The organism is Streptomyces turgidiscabies Car8 (assembly GCF_000331005.1).
In the GTDB taxonomy this organism is placed as follows: Bacteria; Actinomycetota; Actinomycetes; order Streptomycetales; family Streptomycetaceae; genus Streptomyces; species Streptomyces turgidiscabies.
Map to the genome: position 1 here is coordinate 1 of NZ_AEJB01000493.1, position 16456 is coordinate 16456.

The 16456-nt window shown below is 71.2% G+C and carries 17 protein-coding genes; 4 read left to right on the forward strand and 13 right to left on the reverse strand.

Features of this window, described 5'->3' with window-relative positions:
* Positions 1 to 155: 155 nt before the first annotated feature.
* The 3 genes from STRTUCAR8_RS35210 to STRTUCAR8_RS35220 form a co-directional block, all read right to left on the reverse strand.
* Positions 156 to 1118 carry an NAD(P)-dependent alcohol dehydrogenase gene (locus STRTUCAR8_RS35210; protein WP_234372553.1) on the reverse strand — a complete coding sequence of 321 codons (963 nt, stop codon included), beginning with the start codon at positions 1116 to 1118 and terminating at the stop codon, positions 156 to 158.
* A 502-nt stretch (positions 1119 to 1620) separates the two neighbouring features.
* Complete coding sequence (locus STRTUCAR8_RS35215; RefSeq protein WP_006381038.1) at positions 1621 to 2094, reverse strand: cupin domain-containing protein; 474 nt, start codon at positions 2092 to 2094, stop codon at positions 1621 to 1623.
* A gap of 121 nt (positions 2095 to 2215) precedes the next feature.
* Entirely contained in the window at positions 2216 to 2794 is a 579-nt protein-coding gene (locus tag STRTUCAR8_RS35220; RefSeq protein WP_006381021.1) for a YceI family protein, read from the reverse strand.
* Between the two features lie 101 nt (positions 2795 to 2895).
* On the opposite strand from STRTUCAR8_RS35220, the gene STRTUCAR8_RS35225 reads away from it, so the two are divergent.
* Positions 2896 to 3753: a helix-turn-helix domain-containing protein gene (locus STRTUCAR8_RS35225; protein WP_006381031.1), complete on the forward strand. Its 858-nt coding sequence runs from the start codon at positions 2896 to 2898 to the stop codon at positions 3751 to 3753.
* A 372-nt stretch (positions 3754 to 4125) separates the two neighbouring features.
* Positions 4126 to 4260 carry a hypothetical protein gene (locus STRTUCAR8_RS55250; RefSeq protein ID WP_267889060.1) on the forward strand — a complete coding sequence of 45 codons (135 nt, stop codon included), beginning with the start codon at positions 4126 to 4128 and terminating at the stop codon, positions 4258 to 4260.
* 322 nt (positions 4261 to 4582) lie between these two features.
* Here STRTUCAR8_RS55250 and STRTUCAR8_RS35235 read toward each other — a convergent pair whose 3' ends face one another.
* The 5 genes from STRTUCAR8_RS35235 to STRTUCAR8_RS35255 form a co-directional block, all read right to left on the reverse strand.
* Positions 4583 to 5476: an alpha/beta hydrolase gene (locus STRTUCAR8_RS35235; RefSeq protein WP_044473450.1), complete on the reverse strand. Its 894-nt coding sequence runs from the start codon at positions 5474 to 5476 to the stop codon at positions 4583 to 4585.
* 427 nt (positions 5477 to 5903) lie between these two features.
* Positions 5904 to 6320: a nuclear transport factor 2 family protein gene (locus tag STRTUCAR8_RS35240; protein ID WP_006381032.1), complete on the reverse strand. Its 417-nt coding sequence runs from the start codon at positions 6318 to 6320 to the stop codon at positions 5904 to 5906.
* A gap of 2 nt (positions 6321 to 6322) precedes the next feature.
* Positions 6323 to 7129: an MBL fold metallo-hydrolase gene (locus STRTUCAR8_RS35245; RefSeq protein WP_006381037.1), complete on the reverse strand. Its 807-nt coding sequence runs from the start codon at positions 7127 to 7129 to the stop codon at positions 6323 to 6325.
* A 97-nt stretch (positions 7130 to 7226) separates the two neighbouring features.
* Positions 7227 to 7844 (reverse strand): DsbA family protein, encoded by a 618-nt coding sequence (locus STRTUCAR8_RS35250; protein ID WP_006381042.1) that lies wholly within the window; start codon positions 7842 to 7844, stop codon positions 7227 to 7229.
* Positions 7845 to 7991: 147 nt separating this feature from the next.
* A complete protein-coding gene (locus STRTUCAR8_RS35255) occupies positions 7992 to 8534 on the reverse strand; it encodes a MarR family winged helix-turn-helix transcriptional regulator (protein ID WP_044473446.1) in 543 nt (180 codons plus the stop codon).
* Positions 8535 to 8652: 118 nt separating this feature from the next.
* Here STRTUCAR8_RS35255 and STRTUCAR8_RS35260 point away from each other — a divergent pair, with 118 nt between their 5' ends.
* Positions 8653 to 9399 carry a DUF4142 domain-containing protein gene (locus STRTUCAR8_RS35260; protein WP_006381022.1) on the forward strand — a complete coding sequence of 249 codons (747 nt, stop codon included), beginning with the start codon at positions 8653 to 8655 and terminating at the stop codon, positions 9397 to 9399.
* A gap of 18 nt (positions 9400 to 9417) precedes the next feature.
* Here STRTUCAR8_RS35260 and STRTUCAR8_RS35265 read toward each other — a convergent pair whose 3' ends face one another.
* On the reverse strand, positions 9418 to 9942 hold the full coding sequence (locus tag STRTUCAR8_RS35265; protein WP_044473447.1) for a MarR family winged helix-turn-helix transcriptional regulator: 525 nt from the start codon (positions 9940 to 9942) through the stop codon (positions 9418 to 9420).
* A gap of 158 nt (positions 9943 to 10100) precedes the next feature.
* Between STRTUCAR8_RS35265 and STRTUCAR8_RS35270 the strand changes: the two genes are divergently transcribed.
* Complete coding sequence (locus STRTUCAR8_RS35270) at positions 10101 to 11477, forward strand: lanthionine synthetase LanC family protein (protein WP_006381034.1); 1377 nt, start codon at positions 10101 to 10103, stop codon at positions 11475 to 11477.
* Between the two features lie 27 nt (positions 11478 to 11504).
* On the opposite strand, the gene STRTUCAR8_RS35275 is transcribed toward STRTUCAR8_RS35270, so the two are convergent.
* From STRTUCAR8_RS35275 to STRTUCAR8_RS35290, 4 genes are all read right to left on the reverse strand, one after another.
* Positions 11505 to 13604 (reverse strand): ATP-binding SpoIIE family protein phosphatase, encoded by a 2100-nt coding sequence (locus tag STRTUCAR8_RS35275; protein ID WP_006381025.1) that lies wholly within the window; start codon positions 13602 to 13604, stop codon positions 11505 to 11507.
* A gap of 101 nt (positions 13605 to 13705) precedes the next feature.
* Complete coding sequence (locus STRTUCAR8_RS35280; RefSeq protein WP_006381030.1) at positions 13706 to 14377, reverse strand: GntR family transcriptional regulator; 672 nt, start codon at positions 14375 to 14377, stop codon at positions 13706 to 13708.
* Positions 14378 to 14412: 35 nt separating this feature from the next.
* Positions 14413 to 15414 carry a proline racemase family protein gene (locus STRTUCAR8_RS35285; protein ID WP_006381023.1) on the reverse strand — a complete coding sequence of 334 codons (1002 nt, stop codon included), beginning with the start codon at positions 15412 to 15414 and terminating at the stop codon, positions 14413 to 14415.
* Positions 15415 to 15468: 54 nt separating this feature from the next.
* The gene (locus STRTUCAR8_RS35290) at positions 15469 to 16368 is read right to left on the reverse strand and encodes a dihydrodipicolinate synthase family protein (protein ID WP_006381020.1); all 900 of its coding nucleotides are present in this window, start codon (positions 16366 to 16368) and stop codon (positions 15469 to 15471) included.
* Positions 16369 to 16456 lie beyond the last annotated feature (88 nt).

Sequence of the window (16456 nt, forward strand, 5' to 3'; positions counted from 1 at the left end):
GGCACCGCGAAATACCTGCTGACCTGTGGATACTCATCTTCACTGCCCTCCACGGTCGACTCGACTCCCACCGCCATCAACCAGGGACTTCGCACCATTTCCGAAGGCGGCCACGACTCCGGGTGATCCAGATCCAGCCCCTGTAGTACTGGGCGCTAGACGAGGCGGATGACGCGCTTGCCGCGGGCATGGCCGGTTTCGGTGGCTCGGTGGGCGTCCTGGATCTCGTCCAGGGGATACACGCGCTCGATGACCGGACGCAGGTCTTGCTTGTCGACGTGATCGGCGAGGGTTTTCAGGTCCGTGCGTCGGGGGCTGGCCATGATCAGCCGTACGCGTGGACCGGGCAGGACGAGGGACAGCAGGGCGAAGGGTATGGCGCCGGCGGTGGGCGAGGCGATGCGACCGCCGGGGCGCAGAGCGCGTCGGTAGTCGCGGACAGAGGAGCCGTGGCAGTCGAGGACGGCGTCGAACTGCCCTTTGAGGGCGTTCGGTGGGGTGGTGGCGTAGTCCAGGGCCACGTCGGCGCCGAGTTCGCGGCAGAACGGGGCGTTGGCGGCGCCGGCGATGGTGGTGACGTGGGCGCCCCAGGCGTGGGCCAGCTGGACCGCCGTACTGCCGACGCCGCCGCTCGCGCCGACCACGAGCAGCCGTTGGCCGGAGCGCAGGCGCAGGGTGTCCCGCAGGGCGCGCAGTGCGGTGATGCCGACCGCGGGCAGGGCGGCCGCTGCGACCAGGTCCGTGCCGCTGGGGGCGGTGCTGATGGCCTGGGGTTTGGCCAGGACGTATTCGCCGGCCGCGCCCGTCCGTCCGGAGACGTCGCTGAGGATGCCCCACACGTGTTCGCCCACCGTGACGTCGGTGACCTCGCTGCCGAGTGCGGCCACCTCACCGGCGAAGTCGCCTCCGGTGCCCTTGGGAAAGCGTCGCCCGGATATCAGACGCAGCCCGCCGGAGCGGATCTTCACGTCCATCGGGTTGACGCTGGATGCGTGGACCCGGACGAGCACCTGGCCCGGCCCGGGGGACGGACGCGGAACGTCACCGACGGAGAGCACTTCGGGGCCTCCGTAACGGTCGTACCGCACGGCGCGCATCATCAGTTGGTCAGGTGACATGGGCGGGCTCCCTGGCGGGCATGGTCTTACCTCTTTGTAGAGCGTGGTCAGGAGTAGGAGACGGCGTTTGTCGGGCGTGTTCAGGAGCAGGAGACGGCGTTTGTCGGGCGTGTTCAGGAGCAGGAGACGGCGGTCTTGCCCGGGGCGCCGGCACCGAAGGGCGGCGAACGCCTCCGCGGCCTGCTCCAGCGGCCAGGTGGCGGTGACCGCTACCCGCAGCACGCCTGAGAGGACCTGCTCGGCCAGAAAGGCCAGCCAGGGTCTGGGCGTTGGGGTTGGGGTTGGGGTTGGCCATGCTCGTGGCGCCCGGCCGACGACCACCGCTTGCACTGAGCCGCCCGCGATGGCCTCGGCGAGGATGGCGTAGACCTGCCGTGAACGGTCGACCGGGCATCGCCTGGGGACGCGTAGATCTCCGCGTGGTGCGTGCGGCACGAGCAGTTCCACCACACTGGATGTCGTCGCCCTGATCAAGCCCGGCGAGTGTCGACGACACTCGTGATCAGTACGTCCGGGGGGCGGGGGGTGGGTTGCCGTGGATCACGAAGCCGTACTCCTCCATGAGGCTGTGGGGGGCGTCGCTGCGCGAGTCGGTGGCTCCGGCCTCGCGGAAGTAGCCTTCGATGGCTCCGGGGTTGCACATGACGAGGAGTTCCGCGGTCGATGTGATGGCCTGGTAGCTGTGGGGGACTGATCGGGGCCCCCAGACGAAAGCGCCGGGCTCGGCCTCGTACTCCTCGCACTCGTCGAACGAGGTCGATCCGACCCAGAACCGGACGCGGCCGGACAGGACGATCCAGCTCTCGTCCTCTTGGCTGTGGGTATGCAGGGGCGGCGCCTGGTCGGGGCGCGCGATCTGACGCGTGACGCTGATCAATCCGTTCGACTCGGCGTTGCTCACCACCTGTTCGACCACGTTCATGTGGTAGCTGAAGGTAGGGCCGTCGCCTGGATTGCGTACGAGGGCACTGCTCATGTGAGGTCCTCCTCCCGACGTGGGGCCCGAGGTCGTCGGTCCCGCGTCGAAGTCGCATGTGGTGGGTGCGCCGATCGTCACGCCCGCGCGACCGCCCCGCGGTGCGTCGTTCGTCGCTCAGTCAGACGTCCTGGGTCTGCGACCCGACGAACTGCATGTCCAGGCGAATCTTGATGACCTCACCCAGAAGCCCGGGGAAGAAGTTCAGCCCGAAGTCGCCGCGCCGGATCTCGCCCGTCGCCTCGAACCCGGCGTGCTTCCTGTGATCCAGAGGGGAGTCCACCACCCCGCCGAACTCGACAGCGAGCGTGACCGGGCGGGTCACGTCCCCGATGGTCAGGTCCCCCGCCAACGTCCAGTCCTCACCGTCCCCGGAGATCCGCGTCGAGCGGAACGTCATCGTCGGACGCTTCTCCACGTCGAGCAGCTCGGCCGAGCGGGTGTGCGCGTCGCGGTCGGCGTTCCCGGTGTCGACGGAGGCCAGGGCGATCTCGGCGGTCACCCGCACGTCGTCGAGGGTCTCACCGACGTACAGCCCGGCCGTGAACTCGGTGAACCGGCCGCGGACCTTGCTGATCCCGAGGTGGCGGATGGTGAAGTCGACCGATGAGTGGTGGGGGTCGAGTTCCCACTCGCCGGGACCGAGGGGCAGCGCGGTGACGGACGTGACAGTGGTGTTCGCAGGGGTGTCATTGCTCATGCCCTCATCGTGCGGGCCCTGCGGCGGGGCAGGGGAGACCGGCCGAAGGGTAGTAGTGGCAGGGCCACCCTTCGCGCCGGGGCACGTTGTACGTTCGAGAGGTGAACGACAACGAGTTGGGCACCTTCCTGCGTACCCGTCGCGAAGCCCTCACCCCGGCCGAGGCGGGCCTGCCCGCGGGTTTTCGCCGTCGCACGCCGGGGCTGCGCCGCGCCGAGCTCGCCACCCTCGCCGGCATCAGCGTCGAATACCTCACCCGGCTCGAACAGGGCCGGGACCGCAACCCTTCGCCCAAGGTCCTCGCCGCCCTCGGCGACATCCTCCAGCTGTCGACGGCGGACCGTGTGCTGTTGCACCGGTTGCTCAGGGAACACGGCGAGGACAAGGACTTGTGCCAGTCGGTCACCGCACCGCCGGAGCGCACGGTGCGCCCCACCTTGCGGTCACTCCTGGAGAGTCTGGAGCCCGCGCCGGCCGTCCTGCTCGACCGGATGGGAGACCTCGTGGCCTGGACACAGGGCTACGAGCGGTATGCCGGTCCACTCGGCCTGCTCGACGGCGACCCTCCCAACATGATGCGGTACCTGTTCACCGACGACCGCTCCCGCGCCGTGTTCCCCGGGTGGGACCGGCTGGCCGACGAGCAGGTCGCCCATCTGCGCAACGAGTCCTCGCTGTACGACCCTCATGTCGCCGTCCTGGCCGACGAGCTGACGGCGGCGGCCGGAGCGCCGTTCAGCGACCGGCTCGCCGCTGTTCCGGCCCCGCCCTCCCGTTTCGGGCTCGAGGTGGTCGAGCATCCCGAGGCAGGTCGCCTGCGTCTGTCGTTCGAGACGCTCGTGCTCGCGGACGAGGGCCGTCGCCTGGTGGTGCACCTGCCGGCCGACCAGGCCACGGCCGCCGCGCTGGACCGTCTCAACGGCCGCAGGCCGGGAGCACTTCGGGCAGTGAGCGGCTGACCTTAGCTGGGGGGACATGGCGCTCTCGCCCTCGCCGCCTGGCCCGTACCCGTGCGGATCTGCACAGCCACCACACCCGAGACCTACCTGGCGGTCGACGCCGACGGTCTGTTCCCACGCTGACCGACGCCGAGGACCACACCCCACACCGGGGAAGGGCCCAGGTGAGCGCACATCATGAAAGCGCACGCCGTAGGGGGCCGCCGCTGGGAGCGCCCTGGGACTTGTCTGGGACCTTGGGCCTGTGGCGGCCTTCCGCGGACCGCGTTGCACAAGTCCGGCACTGGGCGCGGTTTCGCGAAGATCGCCAAGATTTCCACTCCCCAGTGCCCTCGGCTCGTGCCGTCGCGCCATCGGGCGAGCCTGCTGTCGATGATCGCATTCGTCGAGTCGGCGCTCATCGGCATCGGCTGTCTCGTCCTCGGCGTGCTCATGGACGGGCTGGGTTCCAGTGAGGGCATGGCCGCCTACGCCGCGGCCCCCCCTGCTGGCATATGTCTCCTGTGACTCCCGGTGCTCTTCCGAAGGGCACCTGTGACCACCGAGACCGAGAAACCCGCCTTCCACTCCTTCGACCTGTCGGCCGGCGGGAGCAACCAGTTCGGTCCCGGCAACCCCTAGGCCCGCCACTTCACGGCGTACGGCCTGAAGAACGACACCACCGGCGTCACCGGCACCCGCCTCCGACAGCGACGCACACCGCCTCGCGGCCAGGTCAACCGCCTCTGCTACTGGGACCAGGGTCACGGTTCCGACATCAACCTGCCCGACGTCGTGGCCCGGGTCGCCGACGTGACGGGCTAATAAGCGCGGCGGCGGCCGACCCGCGTCAGGCGTCCAGTGCCGTGCGCAGGGTGGTGGCCATCAGGTCGATGGCCTCCTTCCCCTCCCGTACCGGGCCGGTGTGGGTGAAGTAGTGGTCGACGCCCTCGAAGACGCGGTGGGTGACGGGGACGCCGGCGGCCTCCAGGGCCTTGGCGTAGGCGGCGCCCTCCTCGTGCAGGCGGTCGTTCCGCGCGGTGATGACCAGGGCGGGCGGCAGTCCGGCGAGGTCGTCGGTGAGTCCGGGCGAGACGAGCGGATGGGTGAGGTCCGCGGGGTCCGGGACGTAGGCGGCGCTGAAGATCCGCATGAGCTGGGGTGTGAGCAGCGGCTTCGCGATGGGGGAATGCTTGGTGGCCGGGTCGGCGAGTTGGTCGAACGGCCCCGAGTCGAGGAGCTGGAGCCGGGGGGTGAAGGTGCCGCGGTCTCGTGCCGTGCGGCAGACCGCGGCGGTCAGGTTGGCTCCGGCGCTGTGTCCGCCCACGGCGAGTCGCGAGCCGTCCCAGTCATGGGCCTCACCGTTCGCGGCGACCCACGCGGTGACGTCGTACGCCTGGGTGACCGGGGCGGGGAACGGACGTTGCGGGGCCACCGCGTAGTCCACGTTGATCACGACGCAGCCGGCCGTGGCCGCTATGTAGCGGCAGATGTGGTCGTCCTGCTCGGGACGGGCGACCACGAAGCCGCCGCCGTGGAGGTTGACGTACACGGGGGCCGGGGTCTCGCTGCCGACCGGCGGACGGTAGACGGTACAGGTCACCGGGCCGGCGCCGGTCTCCACCCGGAGAACCTCGGTGCGCTTCGGGATGTCGCTGAAACGCAGGTCCTTGTGCACGCGGGACATCACGCGGCCGAGCAGCAACTGGATCGCTCTGGCCTTGATTCCGGGGCTGAATGGCATGGCTCGGTCACCCATCACTGCAACGTTGAACTATCAGGATTCCTGATAATGAACGCTCCTCCCCCATCGCGCAATGGGAAGACGGGTGCGGGCTTCGCCGCACGCCACTCGCCCGCCCGCGCCCCTCCCCACAAACCTTCGAGCCCGTCCACGGCTCCTCCCCCGACATCGCGGCCCAGGGCCCGGAACCCCCTCGGCGCGATCGGCGATGCGCGGCCCGGTCCAGCAAGCAGTCGAGGCCGCGACCGCCGCCGACGTCCTCACCCGCGACGTCGGCGGCACGGCCACGACCGAGGGCTGCACCAGGGCGCTCATCGACGCGCCGCATCCCTGGCGGCTGCGGGCGAGGACAGGCCGGACCACCGCCCTCAAGCCCCCTCGCGCCGCCCCCCTCACGCGCCGCTTCGGGTCAGTCCGTCATTTCGGGTCACTCCGTCATGGCGTCCCGGACGAGCGCCGTGTCGACGAACTGTTCGAAGCGCACGATGAGTCCACCGCGTACGACGAAGTGGTGGGCCACGCGGACGTCGATCGGCTTGCCGGTCGCCTTGTTGGCGGCGGTGTAGCGGGCGAGGACGACGACGTTCTCGCCGTCGACCACATAGGTGTCGTCGTGCGCGGCCCATCCGTCCCAGTCCTGGCCGAGCTTCTCCATCACGTTGGCGGTGACGCCGTCGGGCGTGCGGTAGGTGCCGGCGAGCGGGAAGCCGGCCATCTCCGTCCACTCCACGTCGGGGGCGAGAGTGGCCCGCAGGGCCGCCAGGTCACCTGCCGCGGAGGCCAGGTACTGGCGCCGTACGACGTCGGCCGGAGCGGTGGAGGCCGCGAACTCGGAGAGGGTCATGGTCAGCCCCACTTCATCTCGCCCTTGGCGACCTTCGCACCGATCTGAGCGGCGATCAGCATGCCGTTGCCGGGGTAGCGCTTGACCAGCGCCTCGGTCAGCGCGGCTCCGTCGGCGGCCTTGCCGAGCTCCTCCTCGAAGGCGACCAGGTACTCGCGGGTGGCGGAGATGGCGGTCGCGTCGGCCGGGGTGCCGGGCAGGCGGTGGCCGGGGACGACCAGCTCCGGGGCGAGGGCGGCCATCTCGTCGAGCAGGCCGATCCAGGCGGCACGGTCGTCGGGGGTGGCGGTGTCGGCGACCCAGACGTGCTCCTGCTGGAAGAGCAGGACGCCGCCGAGGAGGGTGCGGGACTCGGCCTGCCACAGGTAGTGGCGGTCGGGCAGCGCGGGCGTCCCGCCCTTCAGCTCGAAGCGGTGGCCCTCCAGGGTGAGGTCGCCGGTGAGCGGCTGGAGGTCGACCAGGCGGGTGGGGAGGTTGGGGCCGAGGGCGGCCCACGCCTTGAGCTTGCCCTCGTAGGAGTGCTGGATGTGGTCGATGACGATCGGGGTGGCCACGAACGTCGCGTCGGGGAACGCGTCGGCGATCACCTCGGCGCCGAAGTAGAAGTCGGGGTCCGCGTGGCTGACGAAGACCGTGGTCAGCGTCTTGCCCGAGTCGAGGATCTCCGCGGCGAGCCGGTGACCGTCCGCGCGGGTGAAGGCGGCGTCCACCAGCAGCGCCTCGTTCTCACCGGTGACGAGCGTGGCGGTCTTGTTCTTGCTGCCGGCCGGGAAATCCAGGTCCAGGACCTTGAAGGACAGGGCACTCATCGAAAGCTCCTTGCGGGTAAGGGGGTTGGGGCGTGAGGAGGAGGGAGAGGCGGGAGGGGGACGAGCGGGGTGAAGGGGAGAGTGGGGACGGGGAGGTTCAGGGGGTACGAAGGGCCGCGAGCCGCCGGTCGACCTCGTCGGCGGTGGCGTGGCCCCGGGCCAGGTCGGTGACACGGTCGCCGTCGACGGCCAGGAGGGTCGGGAAGCCGGTGACGCCCAGGGAGGCGGCCCGGTGGAAGTCGGCTCCGGCAGCGACCCGCGCCCCGGGCCCTTCGAAGGCGGCCACCACGGCGTCGGCGTCCAGGCCGGCCGCCTCGGCGACCTTCCGGTAGGTCGCCGGGTCGGAGAGGCTGAGGCCGTCGACGTAGAAGGCCCGCTGCAGCGCGATCGCGAGTTCAGCCGCACGGGCGGGCGCGGCCTCGCGCAGGGCGGCGACCCCGTGGGCGGCGACCTCCGAGTCCATCACGAACGAACCGTCGGCGATCAGCTCCTCGTACGCCTCGCCGAACTCCGCACCGGTCAGCTCGGTGATCTGGGCGTTGGCGCCCTTGACGTACCCGAACTGGCTGATCGGCACCCGGCGCGAGCCGGTGAACAGACCGCCGGACACCACCTCCACCGGGATCTCCGGGTGGCGGGAGACGATCTCGCTCAGGGTTCCGGAGAACCCGTGCGACCAGCCGCAGTATGCGTCGAACGCGTAGACGAGCTTCATGGGGGACCTCGGCAGGGGTGGGGCGCCCACCTTGCGCGAGCGCTTCGCCTGAGAAAACAGTAACTGACGTGTCAGATATTTCCACGCGCCCGTCTCCATCATGTGGCGCCCGCCACATCCCCGCACGGCCACACAGCGGCCGTCGGGTCAGGGCAGGCGGGGCAGCTCGTCGCGCGCGGAGTGACTGAGAATGCGCAGGCCCTCGGTGAACCGCTCCCAGTCCTCGGGCGGCAGTGGCGCCACGAAGTAGCGGCGTATGTTCTCGACGTGCAGCCGGGACGCCCGCACCACGGTCTCCTCCCCCAGTCCGGTCAGACGCACCAGCCGGCCGCGCCGGTCGCCCGGGTCCTCGGCCCGCTCCACCAGTCCGGCCGCCACCATCCGGTCGACGAGACGCGTCACCCCGCCCGTGGTCAGCACCTGCTCCTGGGCGACGGCCCGCATGGACAGCCCGGGCTCGCCCGCCCGCCCCAGGATGAGCAGCACCTCGAACATGAGGTGACTGATGCCGCACTCCTGTTCCAGGGAGCGGCCGAGGAGGTACTCCAGGCGGTTCGCCGCGCCCTGCAACCGCCCGAACGCCAGCACCAGCGCGTTGTTCGCGGCCTCGCGCGGCGACGAGATCTCCGCCTGTTCAGCCGCGTCGGCACCGCCGCCGCCACCGTCGCTCCTGCCCTCCACAGCTTCCATCCACCGATCATCCCGCGTCCCAGATTTGGCAGAGTGCAAAATTTACCCTGAGCAATGATTGAAACCCGCCTCTCTCCCGTACCTCCTGACGTACGAGCCGCTCACCTCAGGAGGCACCATGCCCATCTCGGCCAAAATGGCGGGGAACGTGTTCGTGTTCGGCGCTCTGGGGCTGACCCTCACCGCGCTGGCCTACCCCGCCATGGTCGGGGTGCAGAACACGACGAGTTCACCGGACCGTGTCATCGCCAACACCCGGTACGGCCCCCTCACCGAGGCCGACCGGGACTTCGTGGTGAAGGTGCGCGCGGCGGGGCTGTGGGAGTACCCGCTGGGCGAGATGGCGATGGAGCGGGGCACGACCCCGGAGATGCGGGAAGCCGGCAAGCACCTGATCGTCGGTCACGCCGGACTCGACGACATGTGCCGCAAGATCTCGCCGGAGCTGGGGGTCGTGCTGCCCAACCTGGCGTCGCCTCAACAGCAGCAGTTCGTGGCCACCGCCGACGCGGCCACCGGCAAGGAGTTCGACTCGACCGCCGTCACCATCATGCGGGTGACGCACGGCCAGATCTTCCCGGTCATCGCCAAGACCCGCGCCACCACCAGGAACTCCATGGTCCGCGCCCTGGCCGACCTGGCGAACGACACGGTCCTCGACCACATGACGGTGCTGGAGAACACCGGTCTGGTCAACATCGACCAGGTCAACTTCCAGCAGAGCACGCCACCGAAACTGCCCAAGGACAACACGACCCCGCCGCCGCCCCAGCAGGGCGCACCGATCGTCGCGCTCACCCCGCGCCCCGACCTGAACATCCGCACGGCCGCCCCGGCGCCCACGGGCCCGTCCGCAGCCGGCTGAACGACGACGAGGACGGTGTCAGACGATCACGGTGTCCACCCAGCCGAGCGGGTGCGGCTCCGTGTCGTCCGCCGCCGGGGCCGGGGGCTCGCCGCCCGCCTCGGTGAACACGGTGAGCGCCTCGACGAGCGCCGCCCGCTGGTCGGGGGCGAGACGGGCGACGATCCCGGAGATCTCGGTCCGCCGCCGAGCCGTGACGTCCTCGACCGTGCGACGCCCCTCCTCGGTGAGGCCCAGCTGCGTCTCACGGCGGTTGTCGGGGTTGAGGTGGCGCTCGGCGAGGCCTGCCGCGATCAGCCGGTCGATCATGCGCATCGCGGTCGACGGGGCCACCTGGAGCTGGTCGGCGAGCGTCACCAGCTTGGTGTCCCCGCGGGTGGACAGCACGACCAGCATCCGGAACTGCGGCAGCGTCACGCGTTCCTCGACCGCGGCGAGGGACCGGGCGGAGACCGCCACCAGCAGCCGTGACGCCGTCAGTACCGCACGGGTCACCGCGTCAACATCGTCCATGTCCCCTGCGGGGGTCTCGCGGTCCACCATGGGTCCTTTCTACCGTGCCGAAGTGACCGCTCCCGCCCACGTGGGGAACAGATTGCCATTCACCCGTGACCGAAGCGGCGGAGCGGGAGCGCCTGGCGCCGCAGGTGGGCCCTACCGGCGGTGATCCGGCGGGTATTTGGCGGTTGTAGCGTGAGCGGGTGCCGGACAACGACTCAAGTGACGCGATCAACTCATCCGACGGGTACCGGGAACTGGGCGAGGCCGCCTGGTCCTGGGTACTGGGCCAGATCCGCGAGGACGACGGGCCGTGGCTGCCGGAGACGGTGTCCGAGGACGCGGCCGAGGACGGCCCGGACCCCGTACCCGCGAAGGACCGCGACAGCCTCTACGGAGGAATCGCGGGCCTGGCCCCCGTGCTGGCCGAGATCGCCCGCCACCGCGAACCCACCGACCGGGAGCGGTCGTTGGCGACCGGGATCGTGACGAGGCTGTCGTCGGCGGCGGAGACCCGGACGGAACCGTCGCTGTACGACGGTCTCGCCGGCGACGTGACGGCGCTGCGGCTGCTCGCGCCGGGCTCGGAGTCGGTCGCGCTGCGGCGGCTGGCCGAGCTGGCGGCCCCCGACGGCTGGAGGACCACCGTCGAGTTCGAAGAGGGTTCCGACGCCCCCCTCAACGACATCATCATGGGCACCGCCGGCGTGGTGCTCACCGCCGTCTGGGCCGGCGGCGAACACGCGGAGTCCCTCGCGACGACGGGCTGCGAGGCACTGCTGCGGGTGGCGCACCGTACGGAGGCCGGCCTGGACTGGGGCATCGGGGCGGCCACGGAGTGGCGGGCGCCGAACTACTCGCACGGCACCGCCGGAGTGGCCTCGGCGCTGGCCGTGGCGGGGGTCGCGCTGGGCCGCGAGGACTTCGTCGAGGCGGCCGTCCGGGGAGCTGGGCACGTCCTGTCGGTGGGCTCCCTGGACGACGGCGGCTTCGTCGTTCCGCACACCATCCCGCCGTCGAAGCGGGAGGTCGAGCCGGTGACGTACACGTGGTGCCACGGTCCGGCGGGCACCTCGCACCTGTTCTCGGCGCTGGCGCACGCGGGTGTCACGGAGGTGTCGGGGCTGGACGTGGGTGAGCTGCGGCAGCGCTGTATGACCTCGATCCTCACCTCGGGCCTCCCGCAGCGGCTGCGCCCCGGCTTCTGGGACAACGACGGCCGCTGCTGCGGCACGGCGGGCGTGGGCGACGTACTCCTGGACGCGGCTCAGGACTGCGCGGACGCCGATACCGCGAAGGTTCTGGTGCGGGGGGCCCGGGTGATGGGCGACGCGCTGGTGGAGCGGGCCGTCAGGGACGGGGCGGGCGCCCGCTGGCGGTTCGTCGAATACCGTCAGGAGTCCCCGTTGCTGCCCCCCGGCACCGCGTGGATGCAGGGCGCGGCGGGTATCGCCGCGTACCTCTTCCGGCTCGCCCGGTTCCTCGACACCGGGCCGGAGTCGGTGGTGGTGGACCGGCCGGACCAGTGGTGGGCGGTCCCCGAGCGGCTGCGCGTCGCGGGCGGTACGGCCGTGTCCTGAGCGTCCTCGGAACACCGCCGACACACGTCAGGTCAGCGCCTGCTGCGCCCAGATCGTCTTGCCGTTCCTGGTGTGCCGGGTGCCCCAGCTGGTGGTGAGCTGGGCGACGAGGAGAAGGCCCCGGCCGCCCTCGTCGGAGGTCCTGGCCCGGCGAAGGTGCGGTGAGGTCGAACTGCCGTCGGAGACTTCGCAGATGAGCGTACGGTCGTGGATCAGCCGGAGCTGGATCGGGTCGGCGCCGTAGCGGATCGCGTTGGTGACCAGTTCGCTGACGACCAGTTCGGTGACGAAGGCGGCCTCCTCCAGGCCCCACTCCCCCAGCTGGGCGACGGCGCGTCTGCGGGCCTCGGCGACCACCTCGAAGTCGGCGGGCAGGTCCCAGACGCGTACGTGTCCTGCGTCCAGGGCGCGGGTGCGGGCCAGCACCAGGGCCACGTCGTCGCCGGGCCGTGTCGTCGGCAGGAGGGCGGAGAGGATCTGGTCGCAGCGGTCCTCCAGTGAGGCCCGCGTGCTGTGACCGGCGGCGAGGGTCCGGGCGAGCAGGGCGGTTCCGAGGTCCGGGTCGCGTTCGCCGGCCTCGACCAGCCCGTCCGTGAACAGGGCGACGAGGGTGCCCTCCGGCAGCTGGATCTCGGTGGTCTCGAAGGGCAGACCGCCGATCCCGAGCACCGGTCCGACACTCACGTCCACGACCCGGGTCTCGCCGTCCGGCATGACCAGCACGGGTGGCGGGTGGCCGGCGCTGGCCACGGTCAGCTCGCGGGACACCGGGTCGTAGACCGCGTACAGGCAGGTCGCCCCGGTGGCGCCGGCGGCCACCCGGTCGCCGCCCGTGGCGCTGTCGTCGTCCGCGGCGAGGCGCAGGACCAGGTCGTCGAGGTGGGCCAGGAGTTCGTCGGGCGGGAGGTCGACATCGGCGAGGGTCTGGACCGCCGTACGCAGTCTGCCCATGGTCGCCGACGCCTGGATGCCGTGGCCCACCACGTCGCCGACGACGAGGCCGACGCGCGCGCCCGAGAGGGGGATGACGTCGAACCAGTCGCCGCCGACGCCGGCCGTCGAGTCGGTGGGCAGATAGCGGGAGGCGACGTCCACCGCCGACTGGGGGGAGGGGCCGCGCGGCAGGAGGCTTTCCTGGAGGGCGAGGGCGGTGCCGCGTTCGCGGGTGTAGCGGCGGGCGTTGTCGACGCAGAGGGCGGCGCGGCTCGCCAGTTCCTTCGCGAGGACGAAGTCGTCCTCGTTGAAGACGTCGGGACGGGTGCGCAGCAGGACGGCGACCCCGAGTGTCGTCCCGCGCGCGATGAGCGGCACCGCCACCAGTGAGGTGACGACGGTTCCGCGCAGGCTTTCGGCCCGCACGGGCGCGCTCGCCATCCACCGGTCGAAGTCGGGGGCCCCGCTGTGGCTGAGCACCGTCTGTCCGGTGCGCAGGGCTCGGGCGGGCGGGGAGTAGGGCGCGTAGGTGTCGGTGGTGCCCAGGCCCAGCACGGCCCCGGGCACCCAGTCCGTCCCCGTGGCGTGGGCGAGGCGACGCAGGACGACCTCGCCGTCGGGGCCGGCGTCGACGGGCTCGTCGCCGCGCATGACCGCCTCCAGCAGGTCCACGCTGGCGAAGTCGGCGAACCGGGGGACGACCAGGTCGGCGAGTTCCTGGGCGGTGCGGTCGAGGTCGAGGCTGGTGCCGATCGACACGGCCGCCTCGTCGAGCACCGCCAGCCGCTGCCGCGCCCAGTGCTGCTCGCTGCTGTCGAACCCGGCCATCCCGACCGCGCACACCTCGCCCGAGGCGTCCCGCACGGGCCACAGCTCCAGGTTCCAGGCGTGCTCGCGGATCCCGGAGGGCGCGCGGGTGAAGCTCTCGTAGTGCGTGGGCTTGCCCGTCGTCGCCACGTCCTTCAGGGCCTGCAGCGTGCCCCGCCAGTCCACGTCCTCCGGCACGCCGTGCGGGAAGACCTGGCCGCGGAGCGCGTCCTCGTCGACGCCCATCACCTGGCAGGCCACGTCGTTGAGCCGCCGGTACCGCTGCTCGATGTCGAATACGGACATCGAGAACGACGCCTGCCGGACGGCTTGTTCCACCAGATCGGATCCGTCCTGATGGTCGTCGTCAGCGCGCGCGGAGGCCATGGATCCAGTGTCCTCCCCCGGCCCGGACAGCAACAACCGAACACGTCCGAACGCGCACGGTGAGTTCGCGTACGCCTTCCAGGGAGGGGTCGGGGCGTGACTCAGTGGGCCCAGTCGCCCCGGACATGGCCCAGATGCCGGGTCATCACGGTCCGTACGCGCTCGGCGTCCCGGGCGAGGAGCGCGTCGAGGATCTCCAGGTGCTCCTCGGCGGTCGACTTCAGCAGCCCGCGCTCGGCCAGTGCGGTCAGCCCGTACAGCCGGGACCGGGCGCGCAGGTCGCCGACGACCTCGACCAGATGCTGGTTGCCCGCCAGGGCGAGCAGACCGAGGTGGAAGCGGCGGTCGGCCTCGACATGGGCGATGAGATCGCCGCTCTCCGCCGCCGCCACGCTTTCCTCGGCGTGCGTGCGCAGCGCCTCCAGGTCGGCCGGCTCGGCGGTCGCGGCGAGGCCGACGGTGGTGGGGATCTCGATCAGCGACCGGATGTGCGTGTACTCGTCGAGCTGCCGCTCGGAGACCGTGGTGACCCGGAAACCCTTGTTGGGTACGGGGTCGACCACGCCCTCCTTCACCAGGTCGAGCATGGCCTCGCGCACCGGGGTCGCCGAGACGCCGAAACGGGCGGCGAGCGAGGGCGCCGAGTAGACCTCGCCGGGCCGCAGTTCACCGGCGACGAGCGCGGCCCGGAGCGCGTCGGCGACGCTCGCCCGGTAGCTGGGCCGCGACCCGCCGATGCTGGGCAGGGCGGGCCCGGTGCGCTGAGCGGCCATGGGTTCTCCTGGATGGATCTCGGTTCGTGCGGTGTTCAGAGTACGAACCCGGCCGGGAACGGGTCGTCCGGGTCCAGCAGATACTGCGCGGTGCCCGTGATCCAGGCGCGGCCGGTGATCGTGGGCACCACGGCGGGGCGCCCGGCGACCTCGGTGCTCTCGACGAGCCGCCCGGTGAACGACGTGCCGATGAAGGACTCGTTGAGGAAGTCCTGGTGCAGTGGGAGTTCACCGCGCGCGTGCAGCTGGGCCATCCGGGCGGAGGTGCCGGTGCCGCAGGGCGAGCGGTCGAACCAGCCGGGGTGGATGGCCATCGCGTGCCGGGATCGGGTGGCGTTGGAGCCGGGGGCCGCCAGGTAGACGTGGTGGACCCCGTTGATGGTCGGGTTCTCGGGGTGTACGGGCGGACCGTCGGCGTTGATCGCGTCCATCAGGGCGAGTCCGGCGGCGAGGATGTCGTCCTTCCGCTCGCGCTCGAAGGGCAGGCCGAACGCGTCGAGGGGCAGGATGGCGTAGAAGTTGCCGCCGAAGGCGAGGTCGTACGTCACCGTGCGTCCGTCGGCGAGGGTCGCCTTGCGGTCCAGCTCCACCGCGAACGAAGGGACGTTGCGGATCGTGACGGTCTTGGCCGCGCCGTTCTCCACCGCCACCTCGGCGACGACGAGCCCGGCCGGGGTGTCCAGACGGATGGTGGTGACCGGCTCGACGACCGGGACCATGCCGGTCTCGACGAGCACGGTCGCCACGCCGATCGTGCCGTGGCCGCACATCGGCAGATAGCCGGAGACCTCGATGTAGACCACGCCGTAGTCGCAGTCGGGCCGGGTCGGCGGCTGGAGGATCGCCCCGCTCATGGCGGGGTGCCCGCGCGGCTCGTTCATGAGGAAGTTCCGTACGTCGTCCCGGTGTTCGCGGAACCACAGCCGGCGTTCGTTCATCGTCCCGCCGGGGATCGTGCCGATCCCGCCGGTGACGACCCGGGTCGGCATGCCCTCGGTGTGCGAGTCGACGGCGTGCAGGACGAGCTTGCTGCGCATGATCGCGATCCTCTCAGGTTCATTCGGGTCGACGCGGGTCGGCCGGCTGTCGGCTCAGGCGAGGCCGAGGGCGACGGCCTTCTCGGTGGCCTCGCGGACCGCCTTCTCCTGCTCGGGCAGCAGGGGCATACGCGGTGGACGGACCGGACCGCCGTGCCGGCCGACGATGTCCATCGACAGCTTGATCGCCTGCACGAACTCGACCTTGGAGTCCCAGCGGTGGAGGGCGTGCAGCTGCTGGTAGAGCGGCAGCGCGGTGGCCAGGTCGCCTGCCACGGCGGCGCGGTACAGCTCGACCGTCGCCCGGGGCAGGGCGTTGGGGTAGCCGGCGACCCAGCCCACCGCTCCGGCGGTGGCCAGCTCCAGCAGGACGTCGTCGGCGCCGATCAGCACATCGAGTTCCGGGGCGAGTTCCTGGATCTGGTAGATGCGCCGGGTGTCACCGGAGAACTCCTTCACACCCCTGATGTGTCCGGCCGCGTGCAACGTGGCGAGCAGTTCGGGGGTGAGGTCGATCTTGGTGTCGATCGGGTTGTTGTACGCCACGATGTCGATACCGACCTCGGCGACGGCCGCGTAGTGCGCGAGCACCGAACGCTCGTCGCCTCGGTAGGCGTTGGGCGGCAGCAGCATGACGGCGGCGCAGCCGGCGTCCTTGGCCCGCTCGGCCCAGCGGGCGGACTCGGTGGAGCCGTAGGCGGCCACGCCGGGCATGACCCGGTCGCCGCCGATCGCGTCGACGGCGGTCTCCACGACCTTCGCCCGCTCCTCGGGGGTCAGCACCTGGTACTCGCCGAGCGAGCCGTTCGGTACGACGCCGTCGCAGCCGTTCTCGACGAGCCAGCGGCAATGGTCCGCGTACGCCGTGTAGTTGACGCTCAGATCGTCGTTCAACGGCAGCGCGGTGGCGACGAGAACGCCACGCCAGACGGGGGCGGGGGCAGGGGTGCTCATAGGTGCCTCGGCTTTCGGAATCGGAGGGAGGGAAGCGCCCCTTTCAGGGGCGCGGGGAACTGCGCGACCAGCCACAACGGACCCGCAG

Excerpts from the sequence above, each read along its gene's own strand:
- STRTUCAR8_RS35210 (WP_234372553.1), bottom strand. The coding sequence starts at position 1,118 with ATGTCACCTGACCAACTGATGATGCGCGCCGTGCGGTACGACCGTTAC.
- STRTUCAR8_RS35215 (WP_006381038.1), bottom strand. The coding sequence starts at position 2,094 with ATGAGCAGTGCCCTCGTACGCAATCCAGGCGACGGCCCTACCTTCAGC.
- STRTUCAR8_RS35220 (WP_006381021.1), bottom strand. The coding sequence starts at position 2,794 with ATGAGCAATGACACCCCTGCGAACACCACTGTCACGTCCGTCACCGCG.
- STRTUCAR8_RS55250 (WP_267889060.1), top strand. The coding sequence starts at position 4,126 with ATGATCGCATTCGTCGAGTCGGCGCTCATCGGCATCGGCTGTCTCGTC.
- STRTUCAR8_RS35235 (WP_044473450.1), bottom strand. The coding sequence starts at position 5,476 with ATGCCATTCAGCCCCGGAATCAAGGCCAGAGCGATCCAGTTGCTGCTC.
- STRTUCAR8_RS35240 (WP_006381032.1), bottom strand. The coding sequence starts at position 6,320 with ATGACCCTCTCCGAGTTCGCGGCCTCCACCGCTCCGGCCGACGTCGTA.
- STRTUCAR8_RS35245 (WP_006381037.1), bottom strand. The coding sequence starts at position 7,129 with ATGAGTGCCCTGTCCTTCAAGGTCCTGGACCTGGATTTCCCGGCCGGC.
- STRTUCAR8_RS35250 (WP_006381042.1), bottom strand. The coding sequence starts at position 7,844 with ATGAAGCTCGTCTACGCGTTCGACGCATACTGCGGCTGGTCGCACGGG.
- STRTUCAR8_RS35255 (WP_044473446.1), bottom strand. The coding sequence starts at position 8,534 with ATGGAAGCTGTGGAGGGCAGGAGCGACGGTGGCGGCGGCGGTGCCGAC.
- STRTUCAR8_RS35260 (WP_006381022.1), top strand. The coding sequence starts at position 8,653 with ATGCCCATCTCGGCCAAAATGGCGGGGAACGTGTTCGTGTTCGGCGCT.
- STRTUCAR8_RS35265 (WP_044473447.1), bottom strand. The coding sequence starts at position 9,942 with ATGGTGGACCGCGAGACCCCCGCAGGGGACATGGACGATGTTGACGCG.
- STRTUCAR8_RS35275 (WP_006381025.1), bottom strand. The coding sequence starts at position 13,604 with ATGGCCTCCGCGCGCGCTGACGACGACCATCAGGACGGATCCGATCTG.
- STRTUCAR8_RS35280 (WP_006381030.1), bottom strand. The coding sequence starts at position 14,377 with ATGGCCGCTCAGCGCACCGGGCCCGCCCTGCCCAGCATCGGCGGGTCG.
- STRTUCAR8_RS35285 (WP_006381023.1), bottom strand. The coding sequence starts at position 15,414 with ATGCGCAGCAAGCTCGTCCTGCACGCCGTCGACTCGCACACCGAGGGC.
- STRTUCAR8_RS35290 (WP_006381020.1), bottom strand. The coding sequence starts at position 16,368 with ATGAGCACCCCTGCCCCCGCCCCCGTCTGGCGTGGCGTTCTCGTCGCC.